At 71.1% G+C, this 24,210-nt stretch carries 24 protein-coding genes; 16 read left to right on the top strand and 8 right to left on the bottom strand.

What is annotated here, in order from left to right; genetic code table 11:
* Positions 1 to 94 precede the first annotated feature (94 nt).
* On the top strand, positions 95 to 2,098 hold the full coding sequence (locus tag IEY63_RS08880; RefSeq protein ID WP_189068648.1) for a hypothetical protein: 2,004 nt from the start codon (positions 95 to 97) through the stop codon (positions 2,096 to 2,098).
* An 11-nt stretch (positions 2,099 to 2,109) separates the two neighbouring features.
* Here IEY63_RS08880 and IEY63_RS08885 read toward each other — a convergent pair whose 3' ends face one another.
* From IEY63_RS08885 to IEY63_RS08895, 3 genes are read right to left on the bottom strand one after another with little or no spacing between them, the layout of a single operon-like run.
* Positions 2,110 to 2,592, bottom strand: a complete 483-nt coding sequence (locus IEY63_RS08885) for a hypothetical protein (RefSeq protein ID WP_189068649.1) — start codon at positions 2,590 to 2,592, stop codon at positions 2,110 to 2,112.
* 55 nt (positions 2,593 to 2,647) lie between these two features.
* Positions 2,648 to 2,953 carry a metal-sensitive transcriptional regulator gene (locus IEY63_RS08890; RefSeq protein ID WP_229784595.1) on the bottom strand — a complete coding sequence of 102 codons (306 nt, stop codon included), beginning with the start codon at positions 2,951 to 2,953 and terminating at the stop codon, positions 2,648 to 2,650.
* Between the two features lies 1 nt (position 2,954).
* The gene (locus IEY63_RS08895; RefSeq protein ID WP_189068650.1) at positions 2,955 to 3,158 is read right to left on the bottom strand and encodes a CopZ family metallochaperone; all 204 of its coding nucleotides are present in this window, start codon (positions 3,156 to 3,158) and stop codon (positions 2,955 to 2,957) included.
* A gap of 324 nt (positions 3,159 to 3,482) precedes the next feature.
* Here IEY63_RS08895 and ilvD point away from each other — a divergent pair, with 324 nt between their 5' ends.
* The 4 genes from ilvD to IEY63_RS08915 all read left to right on the top strand — a co-directional run bounded on the left by ilvD (position 3,483) and on the right by IEY63_RS08915 (position 9,334).
* A complete protein-coding gene (gene ilvD, locus IEY63_RS08900) occupies positions 3,483 to 5,312 on the top strand; it encodes a dihydroxy-acid dehydratase (protein ID WP_189068651.1) in 1,830 nt (609 codons plus the stop codon).
* Between the two features lie 121 nt (positions 5,313 to 5,433).
* Positions 5,434 to 6,429, top strand: coding sequence for an extracellular solute-binding protein (locus IEY63_RS08905; protein WP_189068652.1), 996 nt, complete (start codon positions 5,434 to 5,436; stop codon positions 6,427 to 6,429).
* Positions 6,430 to 6,716: 287 nt separating this feature from the next.
* Positions 6,717 to 8,309 (top strand): ABC transporter permease, encoded by a 1,593-nt coding sequence (locus IEY63_RS08910; protein ID WP_189068653.1) that lies wholly within the window; start codon positions 6,717 to 6,719, stop codon positions 8,307 to 8,309.
* The gene (locus IEY63_RS08915; protein ID WP_189068654.1) at positions 8,306 to 9,334 is read left to right on the top strand and encodes an ABC transporter ATP-binding protein; all 1,029 of its coding nucleotides are present in this window, start codon (positions 8,306 to 8,308) and stop codon (positions 9,332 to 9,334) included. The genes IEY63_RS08910 and IEY63_RS08915 overlap by 4 nt, the downstream gene beginning before the upstream one ends.
* Before the next feature lie 51 nt (positions 9,335 to 9,385).
* Here the strand turns inward: IEY63_RS08915 and IEY63_RS08920 are convergent, their stop codons facing one another.
* The 3 genes from IEY63_RS08920 to IEY63_RS08930 all read right to left on the bottom strand — a co-directional run bounded on the left by IEY63_RS08920 (position 9,386) and on the right by IEY63_RS08930 (position 12,292).
* Positions 9,386 to 10,102: a hypothetical protein gene (locus IEY63_RS08920; RefSeq protein WP_189068655.1), complete on the bottom strand. Its 717-nt coding sequence runs from the start codon at positions 10,100 to 10,102 to the stop codon at positions 9,386 to 9,388.
* Between the two features lie 125 nt (positions 10,103 to 10,227).
* Positions 10,228 to 10,884 carry a LuxR C-terminal-related transcriptional regulator gene (locus tag IEY63_RS08925; protein ID WP_189068656.1) on the bottom strand — a complete coding sequence of 219 codons (657 nt, stop codon included), beginning with the start codon at positions 10,882 to 10,884 and terminating at the stop codon, positions 10,228 to 10,230.
* Entirely contained in the window at positions 10,877 to 12,292 is a 1,416-nt protein-coding gene (locus IEY63_RS08930) for a sensor histidine kinase (protein ID WP_229784596.1), read from the bottom strand. Before IEY63_RS08930 ends, IEY63_RS08925 begins: the two co-directional genes overlap by 8 nt.
* A 174-nt stretch (positions 12,293 to 12,466) precedes the next feature.
* Between IEY63_RS08930 and IEY63_RS08935 the strand changes: the two genes are divergently transcribed.
* From IEY63_RS08935 to IEY63_RS08985, 11 genes are all read left to right on the top strand, one after another.
* Positions 12,467 to 13,243: an SDR family oxidoreductase gene (locus tag IEY63_RS08935; RefSeq protein WP_189068657.1), complete on the top strand. Its 777-nt coding sequence runs from the start codon at positions 12,467 to 12,469 to the stop codon at positions 13,241 to 13,243.
* Positions 13,240 to 13,689 carry a MaoC family dehydratase gene (locus IEY63_RS08940; protein ID WP_189068658.1) on the top strand — a complete coding sequence of 150 codons (450 nt, stop codon included), beginning with the start codon at positions 13,240 to 13,242 and terminating at the stop codon, positions 13,687 to 13,689. Before IEY63_RS08935 ends, IEY63_RS08940 begins: the two co-directional genes overlap by 4 nt.
* Positions 13,686 to 14,264 (top strand): hypothetical protein, encoded by a 579-nt coding sequence (locus IEY63_RS08945; RefSeq protein ID WP_189068659.1) that lies wholly within the window; start codon positions 13,686 to 13,688, stop codon positions 14,262 to 14,264. The genes IEY63_RS08940 and IEY63_RS08945 overlap by 4 nt, the downstream gene beginning before the upstream one ends.
* A complete protein-coding gene (locus IEY63_RS08950; RefSeq protein WP_189068660.1) occupies positions 14,261 to 14,755 on the top strand; it encodes a macro domain-containing protein in 495 nt (164 codons plus the stop codon). The genes IEY63_RS08945 and IEY63_RS08950 overlap by 4 nt, the downstream gene beginning before the upstream one ends.
* Positions 14,752 to 15,108 (top strand): hypothetical protein, encoded by a 357-nt coding sequence (locus IEY63_RS08955; RefSeq protein WP_229784597.1) that lies wholly within the window; start codon positions 14,752 to 14,754, stop codon positions 15,106 to 15,108. Before IEY63_RS08950 ends, IEY63_RS08955 begins: the two co-directional genes overlap by 4 nt.
* Positions 15,105 to 16,340 carry an acyl-CoA dehydrogenase family protein gene (locus IEY63_RS08960; protein ID WP_189068661.1) on the top strand — a complete coding sequence of 412 codons (1,236 nt, stop codon included), beginning with the start codon at positions 15,105 to 15,107 and terminating at the stop codon, positions 16,338 to 16,340. Before IEY63_RS08955 ends, IEY63_RS08960 begins: the two co-directional genes overlap by 4 nt.
* A gap of 2 nt (positions 16,341 to 16,342) precedes the next feature.
* Positions 16,343 to 17,137, top strand: a complete 795-nt coding sequence (locus IEY63_RS08965; RefSeq protein WP_189068662.1) for an SDR family NAD(P)-dependent oxidoreductase — start codon at positions 16,343 to 16,345, stop codon at positions 17,135 to 17,137.
* A 1-nt stretch (position 17,138) separates the two neighbouring features.
* A complete protein-coding gene (locus IEY63_RS08970) occupies positions 17,139 to 17,939 on the top strand; it encodes an SDR family oxidoreductase (RefSeq protein ID WP_189068663.1) in 801 nt (266 codons plus the stop codon).
* Positions 17,936 to 19,033 carry a phosphotransferase family protein gene (locus tag IEY63_RS08975; RefSeq protein ID WP_189068664.1) on the top strand — a complete coding sequence of 366 codons (1,098 nt, stop codon included), beginning with the start codon at positions 17,936 to 17,938 and terminating at the stop codon, positions 19,031 to 19,033. Before IEY63_RS08970 ends, IEY63_RS08975 begins: the two co-directional genes overlap by 4 nt.
* Entirely contained in the window at positions 19,026 to 19,718 is a 693-nt protein-coding gene (locus tag IEY63_RS08980) for a histidine phosphatase family protein (protein ID WP_189068665.1), read from the top strand. The genes IEY63_RS08975 and IEY63_RS08980 overlap by 8 nt, the downstream gene beginning before the upstream one ends.
* Positions 19,719 to 19,826: 108 nt before the next feature.
* The gene (locus IEY63_RS08985) at positions 19,827 to 20,402 is read left to right on the top strand and encodes a hypothetical protein (protein ID WP_189068666.1); all 576 of its coding nucleotides are present in this window, start codon (positions 19,827 to 19,829) and stop codon (positions 20,400 to 20,402) included.
* A 129-nt stretch (positions 20,403 to 20,531) separates the two neighbouring features.
* On the opposite strand, the gene IEY63_RS08990 is transcribed toward IEY63_RS08985, so the two are convergent.
* Both IEY63_RS08990 and IEY63_RS08995 read right to left on the bottom strand, forming a co-directional pair.
* Positions 20,532 to 22,109 carry a GGDEF domain-containing protein gene (locus IEY63_RS08990; protein WP_189068667.1) on the bottom strand — a complete coding sequence of 526 codons (1,578 nt, stop codon included), beginning with the start codon at positions 22,107 to 22,109 and terminating at the stop codon, positions 20,532 to 20,534.
* A complete protein-coding gene (locus IEY63_RS08995) occupies positions 22,106 to 24,070 on the bottom strand; it encodes an HD domain-containing phosphohydrolase (RefSeq protein WP_189068668.1) in 1,965 nt (654 codons plus the stop codon). The genes IEY63_RS08990 and IEY63_RS08995 overlap by 4 nt, the downstream gene beginning before the upstream one ends.
* Between the last annotated feature and the right edge of the window lie 140 nt (positions 24,071 to 24,210).

Genomic DNA, 24,210 nt, shown 5'->3' on the forward strand with positions numbered 1-24,210 from the left:
GACGGCCTGACCTGCCTGTCCCCGGAGTGTTCCCCTTGCCTGCGCGGCCGGTGCGCCGCGTTCCTTCTCACCTGACCTTGAAACGGAAGCCATCATGTATCTGCTCGCTCATGTTCCCGCCGCGCGTGCCACTCTGGAGCACGTTCATCAGCAGCTGACCGCCCAGGGGCTCGCGCACGCCGCCGTGCAGGTGCCCGGGCGTGACGAGGCCCTGCCCTTCGACCTGTTCACCGGTCTGCACGTCGTGGATCACGGCACGCGGCAGGCGCACCTGAAGTGCCTGCTGTGCCCGCCCGGCAGTGGGCATCACCTGCGCTACGAGTTCCGCGTGACCACCCTGGGCGGCGAGACCATCGGTCCCATCGGGAGTTCCTGCGTGTTCGCGCGCGTGCTGGGCGAGGAACGTGGGCGGCAGGTGGGCGCGCACCTCACGGATCAGGTGGGCGCTCACGTGCGCCGCACGCAGGCGCAGACGCAGGCCGAGCGGCTGGCCGCCGCGGGCAACTGGCGGGAGTACCTGCGCGCCCAGGGGCTGGACTGGGTGCTGCCCGCCATGGCCGGCGCGGGCGGCCTGAGCGCCGACCTGCGCGAGAAACTCCAGCGCCTTCAGGACGAGGCGCGGCCGCTGCCACTTGCCCTGCTCACGGAGTTGCGCGTCCTGACCCGCGCGCGTGAGGACGCGGCGGCCCCGAGTGCCTTCGCACCCGCGCCCGCCGCGTTCCAGGCGCAGGCCACCCCGGATCTCGCCCGGCCAAAGAAGGCTAGGAAGGCCCGCGCGGGCGCCGGGAACCGCATGGATCACACCGAATGGGAGGAGTACCTGCGGGCCAGCCGCCTCACGAACCTCGTGGGGCACTGGATGACCGTGCACGAACAGCTGGACCTGCCGGACGACACCCGCGACTTCCTGCTAGAAACCATCCGCGGCCGCCGCCCCTTCCGGCTGGAGGACCTGACGCTGCTTCAGGGATTCGCGCGGGACGAGGCGGTGCTGGAGCAGCTGCGCGAACTCGGGCCACCCGAACGGCTGCGCCCAGCCACCCGCGCGCCACGCGCGCAGCGCGTGATCGAGCCCGAGAGTGGCCTGGAACTGCTGGATGTCCGGGACGACGTGCACGTGCAGGGCGCGCGGGCGTGGCTGTGGGGGCTCAAAGCCGTGTTCAGCGCGGCCCAGTGGCGGCGCATTGAGGCCGGAATCAACACGGGGGCGCTGCGCGCCGACGACTACGCCGCCCTGCGGCAGACGCTCCTGGCCCTGCCCGAACAGGCTGAACCCGGCGTGCCCCGCACCGCGCGGCAGTTCCTGACATACGTGGCCCTGCTGCTGGGCCGGGAGAAACGCGTCGAGCGGGCCCGTGAACTGCTGCACCAGCGGCGCCAGGCCACCAGCCTGGTCGTCCTGGACGCCCTGTGGCAGCGGTACCGGGATGGAAAACCCATCCTGGAGAGTGAACTGATCGGCCGCGCCCTGAACGGCACCCGCAGGGACGCCCCGGCAACCCGCCGCGCCGAGCCCCTGAACGCCCCGGCGCGGGCGAAGGCCACGGGGTCGGCTCAGAAGGGGTCCCAGCCGCAGGCACCCACCCTGCCGGGACACCCCGCCCAGGCACAGGCCCCGGCGAGGACGCCCAAGGCCGTGAAGGCCGCGCCAGCCCAGAGCGCCCCCTCATTGCCCGGCGATCCACTGGCAGCCGAGCGGACTGAGATGCAGGACGGCTGGGGGCGCGGCCTGTCCAGCCTGGTGCCGCCCACGCACCGCCGCGCGGTCAGTCGCGCCGTGCACCAGCCACCCGGCACCCTGACGGCCGAGCAGCAGCGGGCCGCGCGGCACGCGCTGGATGTGTACCGCCGCGTGACGCGCGCGGGGAACCCACCGAAGAAGGTCTTCATCACGCCGGACGGGCCGCGCACGCCGCAGACGTACGCGGCCGCCCTGGACCGCCTGTTCACGGCCCTGGGGGTGGGGCACCTGCGGGAGCCGCTCGGGGCGCGCGGCCCGGCGTGGCTCCAGGCGACCTTCCCTGGCCCGCTGAAGCACTATGAGCGGACCGGGGAACTGCACCGGGATCTCAGCGGCATCCTGAACGCCCTGAGCTGACCGCGCGGCCCCTACTGGACGGGGTCGATCTCGCTCAGGGAGCTGGAGGCGCTCTGGAGGCGCTGCTCGCGCAGGTGCTGCATTTCACGCTCGTTCAGGGCGTGTTCGGCCATCACGATGGTCTGGCAGAGCAGCATCAGGGATCCGCTGACGCTGCTGCTCAGCGCGCGCGACTCCCGTTCACCCAGCACCACGCCCCGCTGCCCGTCCGTGAGGATCAGCACGCTGGGGCCCACCAGCAGGCCCACGGTGCCCCAGGTGCGGGCGCGGCTGCCCATCAGTTCATCCCGCCACACGTCGGTGCCGTTCGGACTGTCCGCGGCGGGCGCGCCGTGCCCGTGTGGCGCGGCCTGGACGGTCAGTTGGCCGATCAGCTCGCTGAGCAGCGGGGCATCCTCTCGACCCAGAGCCGTGAGGCGCGCGATCAGGTCCTCGCGGTCCAGCGCTCCACGCTGCCAGGCGTGCACGGCGGTCAGGAGCGGTTCGGTGTTCATGCCGTCACTATAGGTCGCCCGGCATGAGAGGCGCGCGCGACCCTGCGGGGACCGGTCAGGTGTACTTGAGGGCTTCCATCAGCTCCTCGATGATCTCGTCACTGTCGCCCCGCTGCGCAGCCGTGGCGACGTGGGCCTGCAGGTGGCCGCGCAGCACGACTTCCCCGGCGCCGCTCAGGGCGCCCTGCACCGCCTTAATCTGCCGCAGGACGTCCACGCAGTAGGCGTTGGGGTCGTCCAGCATGCGCACGATGCTGTCGAGGTGACCGCGGGCGATGCTCAGGCGCCGGGCGGCGCGCTTGCGGGCCTCCTCGGGCATGCACAGGTGCTGGGGTTCCGTGTGGCAGGCGGCCTGCGCCATGTCAGCTGCGGACCTGCGCGGCGTAGCCTTCCTCGGTCACGGCGTGGATCAGGGCCTGCACGTCGGCGTTCCCGGTGACGCTGGCCTGACCGGCGGCGCGGTCCACCTGGACGGACTCAACACCAGGAACGTGTTGCAGGGCGTCACGCACCGCTTTCTCGCAGTGGCCGCAGGTCATGCCGGTGATATTCAGTTCAGTGGTCATGACCACATCGTAGAACCCCGGGGGGAGGGCCGTCAAGAATCCATGCTCGTCCGTGTATTCGTACGACGTTAAAAGTATTGAAAAGGCCCATAATATGAGTATTTATATGAGCTGGTTCGGATGCCTGAAAGTCTTATCCCCCTGGGGAGGATGACGCCCGGGCACTGGTTGCTGCTCTGTGCAAGAAGCGCCGGTCTCTAACTGGTGGCTGTAAGGGTGACCTGCGCCGCGCCCGCCGCCCCTAACCCCGGCGCCGGTGGAACCTCACCCTGTGTGGATGCCTGCGCCACGCGCCGCGCCTTTGGGCGCATCATCGGAGGCAGGATGCCTACGTACCGATCCCGCACCACCACCGAGGGCCGCAACATGGCCGGAGCCCGCGCGCTGTGGCGCGCCACCGGCATGCAGGAAGGCGACTTCCAGAAGCCGATCATCGCGGTCGTCAACTCGTTCACGCAGTTCGTGCCCGGCCACGTGCACCTCAAGGACCTCGGGCAGCTCGTCGCGCGCGAGATCGAAGCGGCGGGCGGCGTTGCCAAGGAGTTCAACACGATCGCCGTGGACGACGGGATCGCCATGGGCCACGACGGCATGCTGTACTCGCTGCCCAGCCGGGAACTGATCGCCGACAGCGTCGAGTACATGGTGAACGCCCACTGCGCCGACGCGATGGTCTGCATCAGCAACTGCGACAAGATCACCCCCGGCATGCTGATGGCCGCGCTGCGCCTGAACATCCCCGTGGTGTTCGTGTCCGGCGGACCCATGGAAGCCGGGAAGATCCTCCTGAAAGACACCCTGCACTCGTTGGATCTCGTGGACGCGATGGTCATGGCCGCCGATGACAGCGTCAGTGACGAGGAGGTCCTGAGCGTCGAGCGCAGCGCCTGCCCCACCTGCGGGTCCTGCTCGGGGATGTTCACCGCCAACAGCATGAACTGCCTGACCGAGGCGCTGGGCCTGTCCCTGCCCGGGAACGGCTCGGTGCTCGCCACGCACGCTGACCGTCAGGCGCTGTTCAAACGCGCCGGGCACGTGATCGTCGAACTGGCCAAGCGCTACTACGAGGGCGACGACGAGTCCGCGCTGCCCCGCAACATCGCCACCTTCCAGGCGTTCGAGAACGCCATGACGCTGGACATCGCCATGGGCGGCAGCACGAACACCGTGCTGCACCTGCTGGCCGCCGCGCACGAGGCGGGCATAGACTTCACCATGCAAGACATCGACCGGCTGTCGCGCCGCGTGCCGGTGCTGTGCAAGGTCGCGCCCGCGAAGAACGACGTGCACATGGAGGACGTGCACCGCGCCGGGGGCATCATGGGCATCCTGGGTCAGCTGGACGACGCGGGCCTCCTGAACCGCGACGTGCACAGCGTCCACGCGTCCAGCCTCACGGACGCCCTGAACCGCTGGGATGTCAAGCGCACCGGGGACGAGGCCACCCACACCTTCTACCGCGCCGCGCCCGGCGGGGTCCCCACCCAGTTGGCGTTCTCGCAGGCCCGCCGTTACACCGCCCTGGACCTTGACCGCGAGAAGGGCGTGATCCGCAGCGCCGAGCACGCCTTCTCGCAGGACGGCGGCCTGGCCGTGCTGTACGGCAACCTCGCCGAGGACGGCTGCATCGTCAAGACCGCCGGGGTGGACGAGAGCATCCTGAAGTTCACCGGCACCGCCCGTGTGTTCGAGTCGCAGGACGCCGCCGTGGACGCCATTCTGGAGGGGACCGTGCAGGCGGGGGAGGTCGTGCTGATCCGCTACGAGGGTCCCAAGGGTGGCCCGGGCATGCAGGAGATGCTGTACCCCACCAGTTACCTGAAATCCAAGGGGCTGGGCAAGGCCTGCGCGCTCGTCACGGACGGCCGCTTCAGTGGCGGCTCGTCGGGCCTGTCCATCGGGCACGTGTCCCCCGAGGCGGCCGAGGGCGGCACCATCGGCCTGGTGCAGACCGGGGACATCATCGAGATTGACATTCCCGAGCGCCGCATTCACCTCGCGGTGGACGACGCGGAACTCGCCGCGCGGCGCCAGCGGCAGCAGGAACTGGGCTGGCACCCGGCCGAGGCGCGTCCGCGCAAGATCACGGGGGCGCTGCGCGCCTACGCCAGCATGACCACCAGCGCCGCCCGCGGCGCCGTGCGCAGCATCTAAAGTCCTGAAGTGGAGCGCCGGGGTACGTCTGCGCAAGCGGACTGCCCCGGCTTTCTGCCGCCTGAGTGCGGGCGGGACATTTTGCCTTCAGTAAACCGAGTGGTTTACTTAGGATTCGATTATGAAACGAACTGTGATAGCCGTCACCGCCCTGCTGCTCGCCGGCACCAGCCTCGCGCAGACCAAGACCCTGACCATCTACTCCGGTCGCGCCAAGACCTTCGTGGACCCGGTCGTGCAGCAGTTCGAACGCCAGACCGGCATCAAGGTGAACGTCCGCTACGGCACCGACGCGCAGCTCGTCGCCGCCCTGCGCGAGGAAGGCAGCCGCAGCCCCGCCGATGTGTACTGGGGCAACTCGGTGGGCGCGCTGGGCGAACTGGCCGAGGAAGGCAAGTTCACCAAGCTGGGCGCCGCCCTGACCCGCAACGTCAGCGACGACTACCTGCCCGACAGCCGCACCTGGCTGCCCACCACCGTCCGCTTCCGCACGCTGGCGTACAACACCAGCAAGATCAAGCCCGAATCGCTGCCCGACTCGATCATGGACCTGCCCAAGATGACCAGCTTGAGGGGCCGCATCGGCTGGACCGTCAGCTACCCCAGCTTCCAGGACTTCCTGGGCGTGATGATCGCGCAGCAGGGCGAGCAGAAGACCCGCGCCTGGATCGAGGGCATGAAGGCCCTGCAACCCAAGGACTACAAGACCAGCAACGTCGGCATGCTCGAGGCCATGCGCGCCGGTGAGATCGACGTCGCGCTGACTAACCACTACTACATCCAGCGCGTGAACCGCCTGAGCTACCCGATCGACACGTACTTCTTCAAGAACGGCGACATCGGCAACCTGGGCAACGCCACGGGCGCCGGCATCCTGAAGACCAGCAGGAACCAGGCGAACGCCGCGCGCTTCCTGAGCGCCCTGGTCGCCAAGGACGCCCAGACGTTCTTCCTGAGCGTGAACTTCGAGTACCCCGTGATCGGCAACATCCTGCAGCCCACGACCATGCTGCCCTACGCAGACGTGATCAAGCGCAGCCCGAAGGTCGACCCCACGGTCATGCCGAAGAACATCGAGAAGGCGCAGAAGCTCCTGCGTGACGCCGGTCTGCTGTAATACGGATTCCGTCTGTTTCGTTGACAACCCGGAAGAGCGCCGGTTTGCCAACTCCACGTCCGGAACCCGCTTCTCTCCTGCTCGCATCCGCTCGGATCGAATGGTCTTTACAGCCCATTCAATCGGAGTCCGTATAAGCCCCAGGCCTGTCCGCTGCCGCCCTGACTCCGGTCGCGGGCAGCGGTTTTTCTATGGGGCGGAGGCCTGACGTGGGGACACCCGACCCGAATCCCGAGTAAACCGCTCTGCTATCGTGACGGGGCGGCCCGCGTGGGCGCACCCCACCCATGACCCGACGACGCCCGCCCCTCGCCCTGCTGCTGCCCGCCCTGCTGACCGTGGCGGGCGTCCTGCTGCCCCTGGTGTACCTGCTGATCCGCGCACTGGGCGCCGAGGGCACCGAACTGCGCGAGATCGTGTTCCGCGCCCGCAACCTGGAGCTCCTCGCCAACACCCTGCTGCTGACGGCCAGCACGCTGATCACGACCACGCTGGTCGCGCTGCCGCTGGCGTACCTCGCGGCGCGCACCGACCTGCGCCCCCGCCGCGCGCTGATGCTCGCCGGCGTACTGCCCCTGGCGATTCCCGGGTACGTGGGCGCGTACGCCATGATCGCCGCGAGCGGCCCCGGCGGCACCATCGAGGCCCTGACCGGCCTCAACTGGCCCGGCCCGACCGGCTTTATGGGCGCGCTGGGCATCCTGACGCTGTTCACGTTCCCCTACCTGTTCCTGAACCTGCACGCCGCGCTGCGCGCCCAGGACCCCGCCCTGGAGGACGCCGCCCGCCTGCTGGGCCGCACGCCCACGCAGACGTTCCGCGAGGTGACCCTCCCGTACCTGCGCCCCGCGTGGCTGTCCGGCGCGCTGCTGATCGCCCTGCACGTCCTGGGGGACTTCAGCGTGGTCAGCCTGATGCGCTACCCCACCTTCAGCGCGGCGATCTACCAGCAGTACACCGCCGCGTACGACCGGGTGTACTCCGCGTGGCTGGCGCTGGGCCTGCTGCTCGTGACCGGCGCGGCCCTGCTGCTTGAGGCGCGGCTGATGCGCGGCCTGCACCTCGCCCGGGTCAGTCCCGGCGGGGCGCGCGAGGTCCGCACCACCCGCCTGGGCCGCGCCCGACCCCTGGCGTGGGCGTTCGTGGCGGCCCTGGTCGGCGCGGCGCTGATCGTCCCGCTGGGCACCATCGGGTACTGGCTGCGCCTGGAACAGAACCCCTTCGCGTGGGCCAGCCTGTGGGACGCGCTGAAGAGCGCGCTGGGCGCCGCCGCTATCGCCGCCGTGACCACCACCGCGCTGGCGTTCCCGCTGGCGTACATCGGCAGCCGCGCGCAGGGCGCCCTGGCGCGCTTCACGGAACGCGCCGCGTACCTCGGGTACGCCACGCCGCCTCTGGCGTTCGCGCTGGCGCTGGTGTTCTTCAGCCTGAAAGTCGCTCCGCCGCTGTACCAGACCTTCCCCCTGCTGATCCTCGCGTACACCTTGCACTTCGTCGCCGAGGCCGTCGGGCCGATCCGCACCAGCTTAAGCAGCGCCACGCCCCGCTTGGAGGAAGCCGCGCGGCTCCTCGGGCAGACCAGCCGGGGCGCGCTGACCCGCGTCACGCTGCCCCTGATCCGCCCCGGGCTGCTCGTCAGCGCCGCGTTCGTGTTCCTGAGCGTCCTGAAGGAACTCCCGCTGACGCTGCTGCTGGCCCCCATTGGCTTCGAGACGCTGGCCCGCAACGTCTGGGCGTACACCGAGGAAGCGCAGTACGCCGCCGCCGCCCCTTACGCCCTGGCCCTGGCCCTGAGCGGCGCGGTCCTGACCCTGCTCATCCTGCGCCGCGAACGCCGCCCCGTCCCCAGACCACCCCGCCCCCCCAAGGAACAGGCATGACCCCGATCCTCCAGCTCGACCACCTCGGCAAACGCTACGCCCCCGGCCACCCGCCGGTCGTGAACGACCTGAACCTCAGCGTCAGCGCCGGGGAACTCCTGACCCTGCTGGGCCCCTCCGGCTGCGGCAAGACCACCACCCTGCGCCTCATCGCGGGCCTCGAACAGCCCGACCGCGGCGACGTGCTCATCGGGGGGCGCAACGTGACCACCCCCTTCGCGCCCCCCGAACGGCGCGGCGTGGGCCTCGTCTTTCAGGACTACGCCCTGTTCCCGCACCTGAGCGTCCTGGGAAACGTCCTGTTCGGCCTCTCGCACCTGCCCCGCGCGCAGCGCCTCCCGCGCGCCCGCGAGACCCTGGCCCTGGTCGGCCTGACCGTCTTCGAGAGCCGCCGCCCGCACGAACTGAGCGGCGGGCAGCAGCAGCGCGTCGCGCTGGCCCGCGCGCTCGCGCCGCGCCCCACCCTGCTGCTGCTGGACGAACCGTTCAGCAACCTCGACGCGCAGCTCCGGCACGCCACCCGCCAGGAGATCCGCAGCATCCTGCGCGCGGCGGGCACCACCGCCATCCTCGTCACGCACGACCAGGAAGAGGCGCTGGCGTTCAGCGACCGCATCGTCCTGATGCGCGCCGGGCAGGCCGAACAGATCGGCACCCCGCACGACGTGTACACGCAGCCGCGCACCGCGTTCGTCGCGAACTTCCTGGGCCGCAGCAACCTGCTGTCCGGCACCGCCGACCGCCACATGGCCCGCACTGCGCTGGGCATCCTCCCGCTTCAGGAACCCCGCAGCGGCCCGGTGCTGGTCAGCGTGCGCCCCGAACACCTGCGCTTCACCGACGACCCCGCCGCGCCCGAGGTCACCATCCAGGCCCGCGAGTTCAAAGGCCACGACGTCACGTACACCGTCACGCTGGACGGGCACACCCAGGACCTCCTCGTGCACGCCCACAGCGACGACCTGCGCCCCGAAGGCAGCCGCGCCCGCCTGAGCGTCACGCACCCCGCCCGGCCCGTGCAGTGAGGGCGCCCGGAGGCGACCCGGCGGCTGCCCCCACGGGCCCGGGTCAACTGGTCAGGGCTGCACGATGAACCAGACGTTCCCGACATTCTGCCCAGTCGTGTCGCCCGGCTTCTTGTCCTTCACCCAGTAGTACAGCGGCTGGCCGTCGTACGTCACCTGCACCGCGCCGTCCTTGCGGGTCGTGGTCCCCAGGTGAGGTTGCAGGTCCGCGGAGGCGGTCGGCAGGTACGCGGTGAGCAGGGGCGGCCAGGCAGCGGCGCACCCGTCGTAGCAGTTGCTGACGTTCTTGGCGTCCTTGGTGTAGAGGTACAGGGTCATGCCGCCCGCGTCCACCAGCCCTTTGCCCAGAGCGCCGAGACTGGCGACCTGCACGCTGGGGCCGGGGTTCACGGCGTACCAGACCTTCCCGACGTTCTGGCCGGTCGTCTCGCCGGGCTTGGTGTCCTTGACCCAGTAGTACAGCGGCCAGCCGTTGTACGCCACCTGCTTCTGCCCGTCCTTGCGCGCAACCAGGGACAGTTTGCCCGTCACGCCCGCCGGGAGTTTCGGGAGGTCCGCGGCGAGCAGGGGCGGCCACGCGGCCGCGCACTGGTCGTAGCAGTTGCTCTTGCCCGGCTCGTCCTTGGTGTACAGGTACAGGGTCATGCCCCGGCTGTCCTGAAGGACCGGGCCGAGCTTCGCGTCACTGCGGACGGTCAGGTTCGCCGCGTGCGCCTGCGCGAACAGGCCAAGCAGGGTGAGCGGTAGGGTCAGGTGAAGTGCAGTCATGGGAGCCTCCTGGGGGAATTGGGATGTGCCCTCATGCTAGGAAGCGCCCCCACCACGCCGCTACGGACCACCGGACCGTCCGGCGGCGCGCAGCACCCGACCAAGGTCCCTTGACGCGCCGGGCGTCAGCTGAGCCCGCGCCGGCCCTCCCGCTGGGCCAGCAGCGCCGCCTCCACCCGGTTGCGCACCTGAAGTTTCTGCAGCACGTTCGTCATGTAGTGCTTGACAGTCTTCTCCGTCAGGTCCAGGTCCCGCGCGATCTCCTTGTTGCTGCGCCCGGCCGCCACGCCCTCCAGAATCTGCCGCTCACGCGCGGTGAGCAGGTCCAGCGGGCTGCCGACGCTGCCCGCCCGGGTGGCCGTCGTCAGTTCGAGCAGCATCGTGCCCGCCAGGGCCGGCGTGATGAACACCTCGCCCGCGGCGACGCTGCGCACCACGTGGCGCAGTTCCCGCCCGGTCACGCCCTTGACCACGTACCCGCGCGCCCCGCCGCGCAGGGCGGCCAGCACGTCAGCCTCATCGTCACTGACGGTCAGCATGACCACGTGCACCGCCGGGCAGGCCGCCGTCAATGCTGACAGGGCCGCCAGGCCCCCGCCGGGCAGGCTCAGGTCCAGCAGCAGCACGTGCGGCAGGTGCTGCTGCCCCAGCCGCACCGCCGCGTCGGCGCTGTCCCCCTCGGCGACCACCTCCAGGTCCGGCTCGCGGTCCAGGGTGGCCGCCACGCCCTCCCGGAACAGCGGGTGGTCATCCACCACGACCACGCGGATCACGTCACTCATCATCCACCTCCGGCGCCAGGGGCAGCTGCGCCACCACCCGCACACCCGGCCGCCCGTCCGTCACGCTCAGGTGACCACCCAGACTCTCGGCCCGCTCCCGCATGCCGCCCAGACCCAGCCCGGGCGTGAGCGTCCCGCCCGGCCCGTCATCCCCGACCTCCACCGTCAGGTCCGCGCCGCTCAGGCTCAGGCTGACCCGCTGGCCGCGGCCCCCGGCGTGCCGGTAGGCGTTGTTCAGCGCCTCCTGCACGATCCGGTAGGCGGCCATGCGCACCCCGAGCGGCACCGGACAGGTCTGCACGTCCGGGGCGATCTCCACGTGCACGTCCGTACCCGTGCGGCGCCGGTGTTCCCGGACGGCCCGCTCCACGACCGCCGCGACGTCCAGGTGATCCACGTCCGGCAGGCGCAGGTCCTGCGCCAGGGACCGCATCTCGCCCAGCGCGGACGTCAGGCAGTGCGTCAGGGCCTCCAGCGTGCCCTGCAACTGCGCCTGCTCGGCGGGCGGCAGGTGGCGGCCCAGGTCCTCCAGGCGGTCCAGGCGCAGCAGCGCCACGCCGACGTCCTGCGCGGGCCCGTCGTGCAGGTCCTGCGCCACGCGCCGCAGGACGTCCTCGTTCACGGCCACCGAGCGGCGCGCGGCCCGCCGGACCCGTTCGCTCAGCGTGCGGTTCTGCGTCAGCAGGCCCTCCAGGCGCGTCACCTGCCGCCGCAGTTCCGCGCTCTGGCGGTCAATGGTGTCACTGCCGCGCCGTACCAGTCCCGACAGCAGCAGGTACGTCAGGCCGAACACGAGGGCCACGACCGCCCAGCTGCGGCGCTGCGTGGCGCGCACCTCGCCGTCCAGGGCGTCCACCCGCTGGTAGAACTCCGCGACGGCCAGCACGCGGTCACTGCCCTCCAGGCGGATCGGCGTGTAGATCTCCAGCAGCCGCCCGTAGCGGGGGCGCAGGTCGGCGTTTTCCGGATCGGTCAGGTTCGTGAGGTCCGCCACGACCTCGCCGCGCCACGCGCCGCTCTGCTCGCCCTTCACGTCAAAGGTCTGCCCGGCGTTATCGCCGTACACGACCCGCCCGTCCGGGCCCCAGATCTTGATGGCCACGATCTCGCGTCCCAGGGGCGTGTCGGCCAGCAGGCGCTCGATGGCCGCGGTCCGCTGTGGCGGGAGCGCCCGGGCGTGGTCGAGTTCCTGCACCTGCGTCACGATGAAGTTCTCCACATACAGCGCGGTGGCGGCGGCCGCGCGGTGCACGACGCCCACCTCGATCTGCCGGCTGACCCACCAGCCCAGCACGGCGAGGCTCACGAGCAGCACGGCGAGGCTCAGCGCCGCGTACGTCCGGGCCAGGGCCCCGCGGGCGAGTGGCCTGCCCGTGGCCGGGGGCTGGGGCAGCGGGACGCTGGTCACCCCCTCATTGTGCGCTTCCGGCGCGGTACGGCAACGGACCTAGGTCGGGTGGGCCGCGGATCACGGGACTCGGTAAGCGTCCGCGTGCGTTCAAAATTGACGTTCACGTAACTTTCTGCCTATGCTGGAACCCTCAACCGCACCCCCCAGCCCCTCTCCCGGAGGTTCCCCCGCATGGCCCTGAAAGACCTGTTCAACCTGACCGGCACGGTCGCCCTCATCACCGGCGGCAGCCGCGGCCTCGGCCTCCAGATCGCCGAAGCCCTCGGCGAGTACGGCGCCACCGTCGTCCTCACCGCCCGCAAAGCCCACGAACTCGACGAGGCCAGAGCGCACCTCGCTGCCCTGGGCGTCACCGCGCACGTCTACCCGAACGACCTGGGCGCCTTCGACACCCTCGACCCCCTCGTGGAGCGCATCCACGCCGAGGTCGGACCCATCGACATCCTCGTGAACAACGCCGGCGCAACCTGGGGCGCCCCCACCACCGAACACCCCCTGGACGCCTGGATGAAGGTCATGAACGTCAACGTGAACGGCACTTTCCTCCTCACGCAGGCCGTCCTGAAACGCTGCATGGTGCCGCGCGGCGCCGGGCGCATCATCAACGTCGCGTCCGTCGCAGGCCTCCAGGGCAATGACCCGCGCATGGCCGCCACCCTCGCGTACAACACCAGCAAGGGCGCCATGGTGAACTTCACCCGCGCCCTGGCCGCCGAATTCGCCGCGCAGGGCATCACCGTGAACAGCATCTGCCCCGGCTACTTCCCCACCAAGATGACCAAGGGCACCCTGGCGTACGGCGAGGCGCAGATCCTGGACCACACCCCCATGCGCCGCCTGGGAGGCGACGAGGACCTCAAGGGCGCCGCCCTGCTGCTGGCCAGCGCCGCCGGCGCGTACATCACCGGGCAGAACCTCGCCGTGGACGGCGGCATCAGCGCCGTATGAGACCCGACGAACTGGCCGGACACCTCGGGCAGCAGGTCGCCCTGTCCGAGTGGGTGGAGATCACGCAGGCGCGCATTCAGGCGTTCGCGGACGCCACCGGCGACCACCAGTTCATTCACGTGGACCCCGAGCGGGCCGCGCAGGGCCCCTTCGGCGCAACCATCGCGCACGGCTTCCTGACCCTGTCGCTGCTGGCCGGGGAATTCATGACGCGCGGCGGCAGCCCCGATATCGAGGGCGCGCGGATGGTCGTGAACTACGGCCTGAACCGCGTGCGCTTCATCGCGCCCGTCCGCGCCGGAACGCGGCTGCGCAACCGCGCCGTCCTCCAGGCCGCCGAGCCCGGCCAGGGCTACGTGCAGATCACGGTCGCGAACACCATCGAGATCGACGGCTCGGACAGACCCGCCTGCACCGCCGAGAGCGTCTACCGGATCTACCTGTGACCCTCAGCAACCGCCACAAAGTCCGCGGGCGGCGCGCGCAGGCCCGGCGAGTGGCCCGCTGGCGCGCCGCGAACCTCACGCCCGACTGGCGTCACCTGAATGCCAGCGGCGTGGACTACGTGAAACTGTGGATTGACCCGTGGAACCGCCTGCCCCCCCGTGAACCGCCCGCGTGGCTGAGGCGGCAGATGGTCGAGGGCCTGCTGGACATCCTCGACCACTGGGCGGCCGAAACGCTCGACCGTGCCGACCTGCCGTTCCTGGCCGTGTGGCTGTGCTGGCCGCACTTCATGGACTCCCAGGTCGTCCTGGCCCGCGAGGACCGCGCCCCCATGTACGGCACCATGTTCGAACCCATCCCCACCCGGCCGCTGCCGAACGCCCTGGCGCCCCTGGCCGGGCGCCTGAACCGCCTGCGCTGGACAACCGGCCTGGACGAGACGCCCCTGGACCCCGAGGACCTCGCCCGCTGGCCATCCCTGGCCCGCCGCCCCCACCGGACCGCGCGCGCCACCGACGGAACGCCCCAGCACCTGCTGCGGCGCGGCCTCGTCTGGATCGGGCGGCCCGCATGATCCGCTACGTGACCGGCGACGCCACCCAACCGCAGGACAGCGGCCCAAAATTGCTGGTCCACATCTGCAACGACATCGGCGCGTGGGGACGCGGCTTCGTCGTCGCGCTCTCGAAACGCTGGACGGCTCCGGAACTTGCGTTCAACCGCTGGGCCTCTGGACAGACGGACCAGCCGTACGCGCTGGGCGAGGTGCAGTTCGTCCCCGTCCAGGCAGACCTGACCGTCGCCAATCTCATCGGGCAGCACGACATCGCCCGCAAGAACCGACCCACGGACGTCCCCCCGGTGCGCTACGAGGCCATCCGCGCCGGCCTCGCCCAGGTGCGCACCGAGGCGCAGCGGACCGGCGCCAGCGTCCACATGCCCCGCATCGGCGCCGGCGTCGCCGGGGGCGACTGGCGCCAGATCGAACCGATCATCACCGAGGAACTCGCCGCGCACGGCGTGCCCGTCACCGTGTACGACCTGCCCAGCCCGGAGAGCACATGAGCCCGCACCCCGGCGTCCGCTACACCCTGGAACGCCCCACCACCGGCGAGGTGCTCGGCACCCTGACCGTCACCAGCGTGGAGCTGTTCGCCGTGACCGCCACCTTTGACGCCACACCCGCCTTCGGTCCCTACCGCCCGCTGTTCGACGAGGACGCCCGACTGGCCCAGCACCTCGCTGAAGATCCCGACCCGGATCTGCTGGAGCGCGCCGAGGCGGTGCTGGACGGCCTGATGTCCCTGAGCCTGATCCTGCGCGGCGACTCCGGGCGGGGCTACAGAGACTTTCTGCTGGGCATCGAGGGTGACGAGGCCAGCTTCCGCCCCCTGACCCCCGAGGAGGAACCCCTATGACGATGTTCGACGTGTCCCCCCGCGCCCGTGACCTGCACGCGCGCCTCACCGCGTTCATGGACGCCCACATCTACCCCAACGAGGTGGAGGTCGCCCGGCAGATCGACGCGGGGAACCGCTGGGAGCACCTCCCGATCATCGACGAGCTGAAGCCAAAGGCGCGTGCCGAGGGCCTGTGGAACCTGTTCCTGCCGCCCGCCAGCGACCCGGACGGCACGTTCGGGCCGGGCCTGTCGAACCTAGAGTACGCGGGCCTGTGCGAGGTCATGGGCCGTGTCTGGTGGGCGCCTGAGGTATTCAACTGCTCCGCGCCCGACACCGGGAACATGGAGGTCCTGGCCCGCTACGGCACGCCCGAGCAGCAGCAGCAGTGGCTGATCCCACTGCTGAACGGCGAGATCCGCAGCGCGTTCTCCATGACCGAACCCGACGTCGCCTCAAGCGACGCGACGAACATCCAGTCCAGCATCACCCGCGACGGCGACGAATACGTCGTGAACGGCGACAAGTGGTGGACGAGCGGCGCCGGCGACCCCCGCTGCAAGATCAGCATCTTCATGGGCAAGACCGACCCGAACGCCGAACGGCACCGCCAGCAAAGCATGATCCTGATTCCCCTGGACGCCCCTGGCGTCACGAAGGAACGCATGCTGACCGTCTTCGGGTACGACGACGCCCCGCACGGCCACGCGCAGATGACCTTCCGGGACGTGCGCGTCCCCGCCACGAACCTGCTGCTCGGCGAGGGGCGCGGCTTCGAGATCGCGCAGGGCCGCCTCGGCCCGGGCCGCATCCACCACTGCATGCGCCTCATCGGGCAGGCCGAACGCGCCCTGGACCTCATGGTGCACCGCGCCGCGTCCCGCACCGCCTTCGGCAAACCCCTCACCGGGCACCAGCACGTCCGCGAGGCCATCGCCGCGAGCCGCATGGAGATCGACCAGGCCCGCCTGCTCACCCTGCACGCCGCGCACATGATGGACACCGTCGGCAACAAGGAGGCGCGCGGGCAGATCGCGGCGATCAAGGTCGTCGCGCCAAACGTCGCGCTGCGCGTCATCGACCGCGCCATTCAGGTGTTCGGCGGGGCGGGCGTCAGCCAGGACACGCCCCTGGCGATGATGTACGCCCAGGCGCGCACCCTGCGCCTCGCGGACGGCCCCGACATCGTGCACGCCGAGACGGTCGCCAAGGAAGAACTGCGCCGCCAGGGCGTCAGCGGACGCCGCTGATCATGGACCTGAATCAGGCGGTGGCGGTGGTGACGGGGTCAGCATCCGGGATCGGACGGGCGCTGGCGGCGCGTCTGGTGCAGGAGGGCGCGGTCGTGGTCGCATCCGACCGGAACGCGGAGGCCGGGGCGCGCGAGGCGGCAGCCATCGGCGCGCGCTTCGTGCAGGCGGACGTGGGACAGGAGGCCGGGGTGAAGGCCCTGATCGACGACGTGCTGGCGCACGAGGGCCGCGTCGACCTGCTGTGCTCGAACGCGGGATTGGCCGTCGGGAACGGTCTGGAGCCGGATGACGCGCTATGGGACGTGTCGTGGCGCGTGAATGTCCTGAGTCACGTGTGGGGCGCGCGGCACGTCCTGCCTCACATGCTCTCGCGTGGGAGCGGCACGCTGCTGCAAACGGTGTCGGCGGCGGGCCTGCTGACCGAGGTGCATTCCGCGCCGTACGCGGTCACGAAGCATGAGGCGCTGGCGTTCGCGGAGTGGCTGGCGATCACGTACGGCGACCGTGGGATCAGCGTGGCGGCGCTGTGCCCGGAGTGGGTGCAGACGCCATTGATCGCGGGCGCGCCGCACCTGCAGGCCGGGGCGATCACGCCCGAGGAGGTCGCGGAGGCGGCCGTGACTGGCCTGCGGTCGGGGCAGTTCCTGATCACGACGCATCCGATGACCGTGCGGGCCTTCCAGGCACGCGCGAATTCACATGACCGCTGGCTGGGCCGCGTGCGGGACCTGTCGCGGCAGACGACCGAACAACTTGCCGGGGGCCACGCGTTCCCGGATGCACTGGAGGGCTGACATGGACTTTGAACGGAAGGTGATCGTGGTGACGGGCGCGGCGTCGGGGATCGGGAAGGCGCTGGCGGCGGCGTTCGTGCAGGAGGGCGCGACGGTGGTGGCGTCCGACCGCAACGCGGAGCTGGGCGCGCAGGAAGCCGCCGCGATCGGCGCGCGCTTCATCCCGGCGGACGTGGGGCAGGAGGCGGGCGTGAAGGGCCTGATCGACGACGTGCTGGCGCATGAGGGCCGCATCGACCTCTTCTGCTCGAACGCCGGGATCGCGGTGGGCGAGGGGCCGGACACCCCGGACCGCGTGTGGGACCTGATCCAGCGCGTGAACGTCATGAGTCACGTCTGGGCGGCCCGGCACCTGTTGCCGCACATGCTCGAACGCGGGGACGGGTACCTGCTGAACACCGCGTCGGCGGCTGGGCTGCTGACGGAACTGCACTCCGCGCCGTACGCCGTGACCAAGCACGCCGCGCTGGCGTTCGCAGAGTGGCTGAGCATCACGTACGGGGACCGGGGCATCAAGGTCGCCGCGCTGTGCCCGGAAGGCGTGTGGACGCCCATGATCCAGAACGCGCCCCTGCTGCAGCAGACGGCCATCACGACCGACGAACTGGTCGCGAAGACGCTGGAGGTCCTGCGCGCCGACGGGTTCCTGATCACCACGCACCCCAGCACCCTGAAGGGCTTCGGGCTCAAGGCCGCGGATTACGACGGCTGGATCGGGAAGATGCGGCACCTGCGCGGCAAGGCCATGGCGCTGCTGCACGCCCAGCAAGGCGGGGCAGAGGCGGGGGAGGCGAGAGGTTGACCGCGCCGGACGCCGCGCCCGTCCGCCCCGGCGAGGAACTCCCGGTCGGCGCGCTGCGGGAGGCCCTGCGCGGCCGGGTGCCCGGCGACGTGGACGCGCTGGAGGTCCTGCAGTTCCCGGGCGGGTTCTCGAACCTGACGTACCTGCTGCGCCTGGGCGAGCAGGAGTACGTGCTGCGCCGCGCGCCGCTCGGGCCGCTCCCGAAGGGCGCGCACGACATGACCCGCGAGGCGAACCTGCTCTCGCGCATCCACCCGGTGCTGCCGGTCGCCCCGGCGCCGCTGCTGGTCGTGGAGGACGCGGGCGTGATCGGCAGCCCCTTCTACCTGATGGAGCGGAGGCGCGGGACGGTCGTGCGGACCAGCCTCCCCCCCGAGTACCGGGAACTGCCCGGCGCCCCGGAGCGGCTGGGCGCGGCCCTCATTGACACGCTCGCGGACCTGCACGCGGTGGACATTGACGCGGCAGGCCTGCGCGACCTGGGGAAACCCGAGGGGTTCAACCGCCGTCAGGTGGACGGCTGGGCGGGCCGCTGGCGCCGCGCCCGCGAGGCGCTGAAGGACACCGGGGACCTGCCGCCGCCCGCCGAGCTGCGCGACGAACTGGTGATCGCGTGGCTGGAGGCCCACACGCCCACGGAAACGGCGCACGCGCTGGTGCACAACGACTTCAAGCTGGACAACCTGATGCTCGACCCCCACGATCCGGGCCGAGTGGTGGCGCTCCTCGACTGGGAGATGACCACGCTGGGCGACCCGCTGGTGGACCTGGGCCTGACCCTCACGTACTGGACGATGCCGGAACTGCCGGGCGGCGCGCCCAACCGCGTCGGCGCGGCCGCGCCCGGCTTCCCGGACCGGGACGCGCTCGTGGCCCTTTACGAGGCCCGCAGCGGGCGGCCTGTCGCGGACATCCTCCCCTGGTACGAGGTACTGGGGCACTTCAAGCTCGCGGTGATCGTCATTCAGATCTTCGCCCGCTACCGCCTGGGCCAGACCCAGGACCCGCGCTTCGCGCCGCTGGCGGGGCAGGCGGCGTGGCTGATGCGCCGCGCGTGGGACCTGATCCTGAAACAGGACGCGCCGCGTGAGTGAACTGCGCCTGATCCGCCACGGGCAGGCCACGCCGTTCGAGACGGACACCGACCGGCTCTCCCCGCTGGGCGAGACGCAGGCCCGCGCGGTCGGCGCGGCTTTTCAGGCCGAGGGCTGGGTGCCCACGCATGTCCTGCACGGACCACTCGTGCGGCAGCGGCGCACGGCCCAGCTGGCCGCCGCGCCGGACTGGCCCGCCCTGGACACCGACGCCCGCCTAGCCGAGTTTGACGGGGACGGACTGATCCGCACGCTGGCGCCACTGCTCGCCACGCAGGATCCCGCGTTTGCGGCGCAGGTCGCCGCGTTCCGCGCCAGCGCCGCTCCGGAACGCAACCGCACGTTCCAGGCGCTGCTGGAGACCGTGGCGGACGCCTGGCAGTCCGGGCGCCTCACGCATCCGGACGTGGAACCCTGGGCGGCGTTCCGCACGCGGGTCCTCGCGGCCCTGGCGGACCTGCTGGCGCTGCCCGGCGGGAGCCGCGTGGCGGTGTTCACGAGTGGCGGCGTGATCGGCGTCACGGTCGCCCGCGTGCTGGACGCCCCGGACGCTGCGGCGCTGCGCCTGAACTGGCGCGTGCGGAACGCCAGCGTCACCCGGCTCACGTTCGGCCGGGGGCGGGTCAGCCTGGACAGCTTCAACGAGGAAGCGCACCTGCCCCGCCAGGACCGCTCATGGCGCTGACCGCGTGAGCAGCTCCGCGCATGACGCCGGGCCCCAATGCCAGTATCCTGAGGCCGTGATCCCCGCCGTGAAAGAGAATTGTGCCGACCGTTCCCCTATGGTGGGCGCATGACCGTCCGTGAGGCGCTGCTCGCCACCGATGACGCGGTGTACCGCACCGCGCAGGTGATCACCGTCCTTCAGGCGCACCGCGCCCGTGGCCCCTGGCTCCGCCTGATCGCCGTGCCCCGCCGCGACAGCCTGCCCGACCTGCTGGCCGTGCAGGGCGACAAGGTCCGCCGCCCCGGGAACACGGTCGGCCTGAACTCCAACATGGGTCACGCTCAGCACCTCGACACCCGCTGCATGGCGGACCTGGGCGCCGACCCCGCCACGCTCAGCGGCCTGCTCAAAGCTCAGCCCGTCGTGGAACTCCTGTCCACGCCCCTGGACGAGCAGATCGTGCAGGCCACGCGGGCCCTCGTGACGCTCCTGGACGAGCGGACCGCCCAGGCGAAAACGGCCAGTAAACCGCGCTTCTGGTTCCGCGCGCGCCCGTCCGACCCCGCCGAGGACCTGCCCCTGTCCCCCAAGGTCCTAGAGCAGCTGGCGGCCCTGCGCGCCCTGCTTGAGACCATTCCGGTCGTGACGCTGGACGACGTGGCGCTCGACTGGGATGACGTCAGCATAGACACCGCGCAGTAACTGCCGAAGCAGCGGCGGGCACCCCCGGCCGTTCACACAGATCAGTGCGTCCCGGGGCCCACCGTGGGTTCCGGGCCGTGGGTGCGCCCCAGCCGCTGTTCAGCAGGCGCCAGGCCGTTGTGGCCGCCGTCAGTGACCGTGGGCCAGGCGGACCGTGTCGCGCCCCGCGGCCTTCGCCTCGTACATGGCGGTATCCGCCTCCCGCAGGATTGCTTCCTGTGGCTGCCCGGCGGTGATCTCGGCCACGCCGATGCTGGCGGTGACCTGAAGGCCCGGGGCGACGTCGGACCAGTCGATCTCGGTGATGAGCTGCCGCACGCGCAGGCAGGCGCGGAACGCCTCGGCGCGGGTCAGGCCGTCGAGCAGCAGCAGGAATTCCTCGCCGCCGTAACGGGCCAGCAGGTCCACCTCACGGATGGCGCGCGTGATGGTCTGCACCACGCGGCGCAGGACCTCGTCGCCCGCCGCGTGCCCGTACCGGTCGTTGATGGACTTGAAGTGATCAATGTCGAGCAGCGCCACGGCGCCAGAGCGGCCGCGCTGCGCGGCGGCGCGCATCTGATTCAGGCGGCGCTGCGCGCCCGCCCGGTTCGCGATGCCGGTCAGCGGGTCACGCAGGGCCGCCTCCGCGAACGCCTCGGCGCGCACTTCGGCCTCGGCGGCCTGCCGCTCGATGACCCGCAGGCGCGCACTCTGCTGCATGAACGCCCGGTAGATGCGGTCCGCCTGCGTGGACAGGGCCTGCTGCACCTCGAAGGCCGCCTGCCACTGCCCCTGCGCGGCGTGCGCCTGCGCCAGCAGCTGCTGCGCGGCCAGGGCGCGGCTGGGGTGCTCGTCCCCGAAGTCCTGCGCCGCGCGGGCGGCGTCCACGCGCACGCCTTCCCACTGCCCGGTGTGGGCGCGCAGGGCCGCGCGGCCCAGGAGCGCCCGGCCCAGCTGCGCCGGCACGTTCCAGTCCTGCGCCAGCTGCACCCACTCGTCGGCCAGCGCCTGCGCTTCGGTCCAGCTGGCGCGGTAGCGGGCGTGAATCAGCAGCGCTTCAAGCACGTCCGGCTGCCAGCGGGAATTGGCCAGCGGCATCTCATGGTGGTAGCAGCGGCGCAGGACGTCGTACGAGACCTCCAGCTGCGCGCTGATCTCCTCCCGGGCGCCACTGAGCTGCGCGCTCAGGTCCGGCAGGTCCGGGCTCAGGCCCAGCAGGGCGTGCGCGGCGCCGCGCGTGAAGTTCATGTGGAACACCTGGTCCAGGCCGCGGCCCTCCTCGTCCGCCTGCACCGCCGACGCGTACGGCGAGCGCAGCAGGGACATCAGGCGCAGGGTGCTGCTGGCGTAGTGCGCGCGTTCCAGCTCGTGGTGCGAGGCGTTCACGCTGACCACGGCCACCCCGCGGGCGTCCCGCGCGCTGCGGGCCAGTCCCTCGGCCTCCCGGAAGTGCGTGGCGGCGCCCACGTCGTCGTGCACGTCGCCCATCACGAGCGCGATCGTCACGTGCGCCAGAGCCTGCAGGGACCGGTTCGTGGTGCGCCGCGCCGCGTCCAGGCACGCCAGGGCGTACGTCATGGCGCGCGCCGGGTCACCCAGGTCCAGCGCCAGGTACGCCGCCTCCCGGAAGTGACCGGCCCGGACGGCCGGGTCGGGCGCGGCGTCCGCGGCCAGGTGAAGCCCGCTGAGTTCCTCCCGCAGGGCCTGCACGGTGACGCGGTTCACGCGGACTCCGGCGTGGCGGCGCGGCGTTCGCGCAGCAGGTCCAGGAAGGCCCGCACGACCTGGGGGTCGAACTGCTGCCCGGCCTGCGCTTCCAGGTGCGCGCTGGCCCGCTCCTCACTCCAGGCCGCGCGGTACGGCCGGTCGCTGCGCAGGGCGTCCCAGACGTCCACCACGCTGAAGATCCGTGCGGCAAAGGGAATGGCGTGCCCCTTCAGGCCGCGCGGGTAGCCGCGGCCATTCCAGTGCTCGTGGTGCGCGTACGGGATGTCCAGCGCCGGGTGCAGGAACGCGACGGGTTCCAGCACGTCGAACGCCATCTGCGGATGCAGTTGCATCACGCGCCACTCGTCGTCGGTGAGCGGACCGGGTTTGTGCAGGATTGCGTCCGGAATGCCGACCTTGCCGATGTCGTGCAGCAGCGCGCCGCGCCAGATGTGCACCAGGTCGGTTTCGGGGACGCCCAGGCGGCGCGCCAGTTCCACGGTCAGGTCCGTGACCCGCTGGCTGTGTCCTTCCGTCTCGCGGTCGCGCAGGTCCAGTGCCCGCGCCCAGCCGGCCAGCGTCTCGTCGTACGCGGCGCGCAGCTCGTCGCGGCTGCGGCGCAGGTCGTCGAGCAGTTCCACGTTCGCCAGGACCGACCCGGCCTGCGCGGCCACCGTCTCCAGCGACTGGATGTCGGCGGGATCGAACGCGTCCGGGTGGGGACTCTCGACGTTCAGCACGCCCCACAGCTGCCCGCTGACGCGCACGGGGATGATCACCTCGCTGCGCACCTCCGCGTGGCGCGCCACGTACCGGGGATCGGCCGTCACGTCCGGCACGTACACGGTCCGGCCGGTCTGCACGCACGCGCCGATCACGCCCGCGCCGGGCGGCAGGCGCCGGACCGGCTCGTCCCGGCTGGTGGCCTCACGCGCGACGGTGTCCACGCTGAGGTCCGGCAGAACGCGGCCCACCTGCACGTACGGGTAGGCCAGGCGGTTCTGGATGAGGTTCACCAGCCGCTCGGCCACCTGCGCGGCCGTGCGGCCCAGCTGCAACTGCTGGACGGTGTCGTGCATCAGGGTCAGGTCCTGTACGCGCCGCTCCAGGTGCCGCTGCGTGGCTTGCGCGGCCGACACGTCCCGCATGTGAATCACGATGCCGCGCACGTGCGCCTCGTGCAGGAGGTTGCGGGCGTTCGCTTCCATCCAGACCAGCTGCCCCCGCGCGTGCCGGATGCGGAACGACAGGTTCACCGTCCCGCCCGGCTCGCGCCGCAGCTGCGCCAGGGCGGCCCTCACGCATGGCAGGTCCGCGTGGTGCACCGCGCCGTCGTACGGCCGGCCGATCAGGACCTCTGCCGGGTACCCGATCAGTTCGCCGGACGCGGCACTCTGGTACGTGATGGTGCCCTGCTCATCGATGATGCTCAGCAGGTCGCTGCCTTGGTCAGTTACCATGCGCAGCATCGCCTCACGCCCGGCCAGTTCCCGCTGCGCCTGCATGCGCGCCAGCAGGGTGCCCCACAGTCCCCCGACGGTGCCCAGCACCTCCAGGCCCGCCAGGTCCTCGCGGGGTTCCGGGAACAGCAGGTTCACCGTGCCGATCATCTGGGGCCCGCTGTACAGCCCGAAACTCACGAGGTGCTGCGCGCCCAGCCGGACGTAACTCCGGTCAGCCGGGCCGAACCAGTCGGGCGAGGGGACGGGCGAACTGATCCACGTGCCGGCCTGCATGAGTTCTTCCCAGCCGGGTTCCATGGTCTGCACGTCATGCACGTGCAGCAGGGGGTGCGCGCCGACGCTGGCGTGCATGCGGTACGTCACGGCACTCTCCCGCAGGTGCAGCATGCCCAGGTTCGCGCCCAGCTCGGCCGCCAGGAACGCCAGCCCGTCACGGCACAGGGCGTCCGGATCATGCCGCGTCAGCAGAAACCTGGTTGTGTTGAGCAGAAGGTCATGCGCGAAGGAGTCGGCCATGCCACGGTCATCCTAGCCCGAACGGCTCAGGCGCCTCTGCGTGAAACCGGGCATCACCCCGGGGGCGTGCTCATGCATTCTTCAGCTGCTCGGACGCCCTGAAGCGGGGGCGGGCCGGAAGAAATGCCCGCCCGCTAACC

Origin of the sequence: Deinococcus radiotolerans, assembly GCF_014647435.1 — a bacterium.
Lineage (GTDB): Bacteria > Deinococcota > Deinococci > Deinococcales > Deinococcaceae > Deinococcus > Deinococcus radiotolerans.